A 5,128-nucleotide genomic window follows, 5' to 3' on the forward strand; every position below is an offset into this window, starting at 1 on the left:
CCGGCCGATCGGCGAACGGGCGGCGCTGACGATGACGGCTTCGGGCATGGCGGGCACCGCCGGGACGTCCTGGGCGACCGCGGCGAGCCGCACCGGGCGGTGCGCGACGGCGTGCGAGAACGGCTGGGTGCGCCAGTCCAGCCCGCTCGGGAGCTTGAACAGCGCGGCGAACCCGGTCGGCTCGGCGTCCTCCGGGGCCTCGACCTCGGCCAGGTCGTCCGTCGGCGCGCCCGAACCCGGGCAGATCGCGGGGGCGAAGGGGTTCCAGGCGGTCGGCAGCAGGGCGTGCTGCGGCAGCCGGTCCTCGTCCGCCACCAGGGCGATCGGACGGCGGCACTCGGGGCAGTTGACCCGGAAGACGTCCCAGGCCTCCACCTCGCCCGGGTCGGTGCCCGGCACGTGGTCGACCGCGAGGTCCTCGCGGTCGGTCATATCGTCGGTCTCGTCGGCACCCAGCACACGCTGGTCAGTAGCAGGCATGAGGATCCCCCTAGGATCGGGCCCGGCGTGGTCGTCCAGGGCCACAACCAGCACTTCCCTGTGATCCGGACTCATAACCCTGCGGTCCCGTGCACCGTGATGCACCGGGTGTGTCCTTGGCCACACCGGATGCCACATTCACCCGGCATGTGCCCGCCCGGCACCTGCGGTCCCGTCCCGTGCCACCGCGTGCGCCCCCCGTGCTCCCGACCGGGTAGGTTTGCGCACTGTGGAGGATCTCGACCAACGCATCGTCCAGCTGCTCCTCGAGGACGGCCGGATGAGCTACACGGACCTGGGCAAGGCCACCGGCCTGTCCACCTCGGCGGTGCACCAGCGGGTGCGCCGCCTCGAACAGCGCGGGGTGATCCGCGGCTACACCGCGATCATCGACCCCGACGCCGTCGACCTGGCGCTGACCGCGTTCATCTCGGTCAAACCCTTCGACCCGAGCGCCCCGGACGACACCCCGGAGCGGCTGGCCGGCCTGCCCGAGATCGAGGCCTGCCACAGCGTCGCCGGCGACGAGAACTACATACTCAAGGTCCGCGTCGGCGCCCCCGGCGACCTGGAGGACCTGCTCGCCCGCATCCGCAGCGCCGCCGGCGTCTCCACCCGCACCACCGTCGTGCTGTCCACCCCGTACGAGGCACGACCCCCGAAGCTCTGACCGCGAACCGGTGGGGTGCAGACTTGGCGGCATGACCGAACGCACCTTCCGGACCGTCCTGCTGCGCGGCGGCGCCGTCTACAGCCCCGCCGACCCCTTCGCCACCGCGATGCTCGTGGAGGGCGGGCACGTCGCCTGGGTCGGCAGTGACGGCGCCGCCGAGGCGTACGCCGCGACCGCCGACGAGGTCGTCGAGCTGGACGGCGCCCTGGTCACCCCCGCCTTCGTGGACGCCCACGTGCACGCCACCGCCGCCGGCCTGGCGCTCACCGGGCTCGACCTCACCGGCAGCCCCTCGCTCGCCGCCGCCCTGGCCGCCGTCACCGCCTTCGTCGACGCCCGGCCCGAGCCCGGCGGGGTGCTGATCGGCCACGGCTGGGACGAGACCGGCTGGCCCGAGGGCCGCCCGCCCACGCTCGCCGAACTCGACGCCGCCGCCCGCGGCGCCGCGCTCTACCTGTCCCGCACCGACGTGCACTCCGCGCTCGCCACCACCGCCCTGCGCGCCCTCACCGAGGGCCTGGCCGAGGCGCCCGGCTTCGACCCCGAGGGCCCGCTCACCAAGGACGCCCACCACGCCGTCCGGCGGACCGCGCTGGCCCGCCTCACCCCCGAGCAGCGCCGCCGCGCCCAGCGCGCCACCCTGGCCCGCGCCGCCGAGCTGGGCATCGGCGCCCTGCACGAGTGCGCCGGCCCGGAGATCTCCTCGGAGGACGACCTGGCCGCCCTGCTGGCCCTCGCGGCCGACGGCGAGGGGCCCGAAGTCTTCGGCTACTGGGGCGAGTTGGGCGGTGTCGAGACCGCCCGCCGGCTCGGTGCGGTGGGCGCCGGCGGCGACCTCTTCGTGGACGGCGCGCTCGGCTCGCGCACCGCCTGCCTGCACGCCCCGTACGCCGACGCCGAGCACACCGGCACCGCCTACCTGACCGCCGAGCAGGTCGCCGACCACGTCGCCGCCTGCACCGAGGCCGGGCTCCAGGCCGGCTTCCACGCCATCGGCGACGCGGCCGTCGCCGCCGTCGTCGAGGGCGTCCGGGCGGCCGGCGCCCGGGTCGGCGCCGACCGGGTCAAGGCCCTGCGGCACCGCGTCGAGCACGCCGAGGCGCTGGACGACAAGGCCGTCGCGGCCTTCTCCGAGCTCGGCCTGACCGCCTCCGTCCAGCCCGCCTTCGACGCCGCCTGGGGCGGCCCGGAGGGCATGTACGCCCAGCGCCTGGGCGCCGACCGGGCGGCCGCCCTCAACCCCTTCGCCGCCCTGCTGCGGGCCGGCGTCCCGCTGGCCTTCGGCTCGGACGCCCCGGTCACCCCGCTCGACCCCTGGGGCACCGTCCGCGCGGCGGCCTTCCACCGGACCCTGGACCACCGGATCTCGGTGCGGGCCGCCTTCACCGCCCACACCCGCGGCGGCTGGCGCGCCGTCGGCCGGGACCAGGACGGCGTGCTCGTCCCCGGCGCGGTCGCCAGCTACGCGATCTGGGCGGCCGGCGAGCTGGTCGTCCAGGCCCCCGACTCCCGGGTGGCCGGCTGGTCCACCGACCCGCGCTCCGGCACCCCCGGCCTGCCCGACCTCACCCCGGGCCACCCGCTGCCGACCTGCCTGCGCACCGTGGTCCGCGGCCGCACCGTCTACCAGCGGTAAAACCGGGTGGAACGGCGGCGCCCCGGTCCGTAGCTTGACCCCCATGACCGACCTGGTACCCGCCGACTTCACCGTCCCGCGCGAGCTGCTCGCCCCGGAGTTCCGCCTGGAGCCCCTGGGCGAGCAGCACAACGCCTCCGACCACGCCGCCTGGTCAGGGGCACCTGCGGCGGGGAGCATCGGGCGTGCGACGCCGGGGCACGCACCTCGCCGCGTTGTCGTCGGTCGCCAATGCTCCGCAGTGGCTCCCTCCTCCGCCTTGCGATGCACGCACCCCAACGCCGCACGCTGATCCGACGGTCCCCCACCGCAGGCGCCCGCAGCATCCCCCACATCCGCACCACCCCCGGCTGGGCCGGCCGCAGCTGGCCGCCCCTGGACGGGATGCCGCCGGAGCGGAACCGCGAGGACCTGCGCCGCCACGCCGCCGACTTCGAGGCCCGCACCGGCTTCACGTACACCGTCCTGGAACCGGACGGCGACGAGGTGATCGGCTGCGTCTACATCTACCCGGACCGGGAGAACCCGCCCCTGGTCTCGGTCAGCTCCTGGGTCCGGGCCGACCGCGCCCACCTGGACGCCCCGCTGTACCGCGCCGTCTCCGACTGGCTCACCGGCCACTGGCCGCTGGGGGAGTTCCGCTACGCCCCGCGCTGACCGCCCGACCACCCCGAACCCACCACCACCCTGACCTCACGGGCCACCGCCGTTCCGGGGTACCTTCTTCGCACAGCGTCCGAACAGCAAGCCCCAGGAAGATGGTGCGCCGGTGGCCACTCCCGTGACCCAGGAACGGCCCGAGGCCGTCCCCGAGCCGCCGCGGCCGGCGCCCCGACCGGGCCGTGGAGCCCGCGTGCTCGCCAAGGTCCGCGCCGGGCTCCCCCGGACCGGCCTGGCCGCCCTGGCCGGCCTGCTGCTGGCGCTGGCCTTCCCGCCGTACGACCTGTGGCCGCTGTCGCTGCTCGGCGTCGCCGCGCTCTCGCTGCTCACCCGGGGCCGGACCTTCCGGCAGGGCCTGTGGACCGGCTTCGCCTTCGGCCTGCCGTTCTTCCTGATGCTGCTCAGCTGGCTGCGGGTGGTCGGCTGGGACGCCACGATCGGCCTGTCCGTTGTGGAGTCGCTCTTCCTGGCCCTGCTCGGCGGCGCCCTGGCCGGCACCTCCCGGCTGCCCGGCTGGCCGCTCTGGGCGGCCTGCCTGTGGATCACCCAGGAGTGGGCCCGCGACCGGCTGCCGCTCGGCGGCTTCCCCTGGGGCCGGCTCGCCTTCGCCAACACCGCCACCCCGTACACCCCGCTGGCCGCGCTCGGCGGCGCGCCGCTGGTGACCTTCGCGGTCGCCCTCTCCGGCGCCCTGCTGGCCTGGGCCGCGCTGCGGCTGCGCGGGCCGGGCAGGGCCCCGAAGGCGGCCGCCCTGGCGGCGCTCGGCGGGGTGGCCGCGCTGCTCGCCGGGTACCTCGTCCCGGTCCCCACGGCCGCCGCCGACACCGTCAAGGTCGCCATCGTCCAGGGCAACGTGCCCAACCCGGGCATGGACTTCCTGGGCCGCCCGATGATGGTCCTCAACAACCACGCCTCGGCCACCGAGCGGCTCGCCGCCGACATCGCGGCCGGCACGGTCGAGCGCCCCGACATCGTGATCTGGCCGGAGAACTCCTCCGACCTCGACCCGTTCAGCGATCCGCTGGCCCGCCAGCGGATCGACCAGGCGGTCAGGGCGATCGGCGTGCCCACCCTGGTCGGCACCCTGGTGGACGGCCCGGACGCCCAGCACGTCCAGAACGAGGGCATCGTCTGGGACCCGGTCACCGGCCCCGGCGCCTCCTACACCAAGCAGCACCCCGTCCCGTTCGGCGAGTACGTGCCCTTCCGCGCCCAGCTGATGAAGGTGGTCACCCGCCTCCAGCGGGTCGCCCGGGACTTCTACCCCGGCGACCACAACGGCGTGATGCAGCTCGGCCCGGCCCGGATCGGCGACGTGATCTGCTTCGAGGTCGCGTACGACGAGATCGTCCGCGACACGGTGGACAGCGGCGCCCGGGTGCTGGTCGTCCAGACCAACAACGCGACCTACGCGAAGACCGGCCAGCCCGAGCAGCAGCTGGCGATGAGCCGGCTGCGGGCCGTCGAGCACGGCCGGGCGGTGCTGATCGCCGCCACCAGCGGCATCAGCGCGGTGATCGGCCCGGACGGCAGCGTCCAGCAGCGCACCGAGGAGCTGACCGCCGCCGAGCTGTCGGCCACCGTCCCGCTGCGCGACGGCACCACGGTGGCCGACCGGGTCGGCGCCGCCCCGGAGTGGACGCTGGCCCACGGCGGCCAGCAGGCCGGCGGCGCGGCAG

Annotated in this window: 5 protein-coding genes; 4 read left to right on the forward strand and 1 reads right to left on the reverse strand. The window is 75.7% G+C overall.

All coding sequences use genetic code 11. The features are described 5' to 3' along the window. Positions 1-432: hypothetical protein (locus ABZW03_RS36920; RefSeq protein WP_355268661.1), on the reverse strand; the 432-nt coding region annotated here is incomplete at its 3' end. Positions 433-709: 277 nt separating this feature from the next. Here ABZW03_RS36920 and ABZW03_RS36925 point away from each other — a divergent pair. The 4 genes from ABZW03_RS36925 to lnt all read left to right on the forward strand — a co-directional run. Next, complete coding sequence (locus tag ABZW03_RS36925) at positions 710-1,150, forward strand: Lrp/AsnC family transcriptional regulator (RefSeq protein WP_045694655.1); 441 nt, start codon at positions 710-712, stop codon at positions 1,148-1,150. A 31-nt stretch (positions 1,151-1,181) separates the two neighbouring features. Further along, positions 1,182-2,789 (forward strand): amidohydrolase family protein, encoded by a 1,608-nt coding sequence (locus ABZW03_RS36930; RefSeq protein ID WP_355268663.1) that lies wholly within the window; start codon positions 1,182-1,184, stop codon positions 2,787-2,789. 264 nt (positions 2,790-3,053) lie between these two features. Further along, positions 3,054-3,446: an N-acetyltransferase gene (locus tag ABZW03_RS36935; RefSeq protein ID WP_355268665.1), complete on the forward strand. Its 393-nt coding sequence runs from the start codon at positions 3,054-3,056 to the stop codon at positions 3,444-3,446. Positions 3,447-3,642: 196 nt separating this feature from the next. After that, a partial coding sequence (gene lnt, locus ABZW03_RS36940) for an apolipoprotein N-acyltransferase (protein ID WP_355268667.1) occupies positions 3,643-5,128 on the forward strand: 1,486 nt, incomplete at its 3' end.

The organism is Kitasatospora sp. NPDC004799, from assembly GCF_040609095.1.
GTDB lineage: Bacteria > Actinomycetota > Actinomycetes > Streptomycetales > Streptomycetaceae > Kitasatospora.